Raw genomic sequence first — 1,070 nt, 5'->3', positions numbered from 1 at the left:
ACGTCCGTCATCGCGTAGACGATTCCGATGCCGAGCACGCCGAGGAGGGCGAACCCGAGGAAATACAGGGAGAACGCCTTGATGCCGAAGAACTTCCGCCAGCGCGGCTTGCTCCGGCCGGCGCCCTTGGCCCGGGCGCCCTTGCTTCGACTTCCGTTGCCGCTCGCCGCGTAGCGCCGCCGCGGCGACTCCGCATGACCACTATGAGGTCTGTGTCCTTCGGGTGCCACTGTCGATCCGGTGCCTCGCATTGGGGGTTCGGGGGGTCGCCTTGCCGCGCCGTTGCGGCCTTCGGACCAAGGCAGAGCCTACGACTCTCGCCGTCATTTTGTGGATCTTGCCGGGCGGAGCAACGTATGGAAATCCAAAACGTTGCAACTCGAGATATAGTAGCGATGTATCCGTTCGATACATCATGACGTCACCGTTCACAGGGAGCGCACTCGTGGGGAAACGTGCCGAAGCGTTGGAGCTGGCCATCCTCGGCCTGCTCCATGATGCGCCGATGCACGGCTACGAACTGCGCAAACGGGTGAACTCGCTGCTTGGCTGGGGGCGCGCGTTCTCGTACGGCACGCTCTACCCCGCCCTCAAGGAAATGGTGCGTCGCGGTCACCTGACCGAGGACGAAGCCGTTGACGAGGCAACGACGTCACGCGCCAGCCGTCGAGGACGGATCGTCTACAAACTCACGCCGGACGGCAAAGAACGCTTTGCCGAGCTCCTCAATGAAGCGGGGCCGTCGTCCTGGGACGACGAACAGTTCGGCGTCCACTTCGCCTTCTTCGGCCGGGCCGACGCCGAAACCCGCATGCGGATTCTGGTTGGCCGCCGCTCCCGTCTGCAGGAACGGCTCGAGCAGTTCCGCTCGGCGCTGTCCCGGACGCGGGAACGGCTCGACGCCTACACGCTCGAGCTTCAACGCCATGGGCTGGAGTCGGTTGAACGTGAGGTCAGGTGGCTGGACGGGCTCATCAGCGCCGAACAGCGCACCAACATGCCACAAGATGATCACCCGCGGGGCAGTCGGCCCCGCCTGGGCTCTACCGGCTCCACGCCGGACGAGCCCA

At 65.0% G+C, this 1,070-nt stretch carries 2 protein-coding genes; one reads left to right on the top strand and one right to left on the bottom strand.

Going from position 1 to position 1,070, the window contains the following annotated elements; all coding sequences use genetic code 11:
- Positions 1-230 (bottom strand): hypothetical protein (locus ELR45_RS34715; RefSeq protein ID WP_165367532.1); only part of this gene is annotated, 230 nt, incomplete at its 3' end.
- A 185-nt stretch (positions 231-415) separates the two neighbouring features.
- On the opposite strand from ELR45_RS34715, the gene ELR45_RS06355 reads away from it, so the two are divergent.
- Positions 416-1,070, top strand: a 655-nt coding sequence (locus ELR45_RS06355) for a PadR family transcriptional regulator (protein WP_165367531.1), incomplete at its 3' end; no start/stop codon positions are given.

It is taken from the genome of Phytoactinopolyspora endophytica (genome assembly GCF_004138495.1).
GTDB classification, from domain to species: Bacteria; Actinomycetota; Actinomycetes; order Jiangellales; family Jiangellaceae; genus Phytoactinopolyspora; species Phytoactinopolyspora endophytica.
Note: the sequence above shows the minus strand (reverse complement) of the source record. Positions and strands in the feature narration are given on the sequence as shown.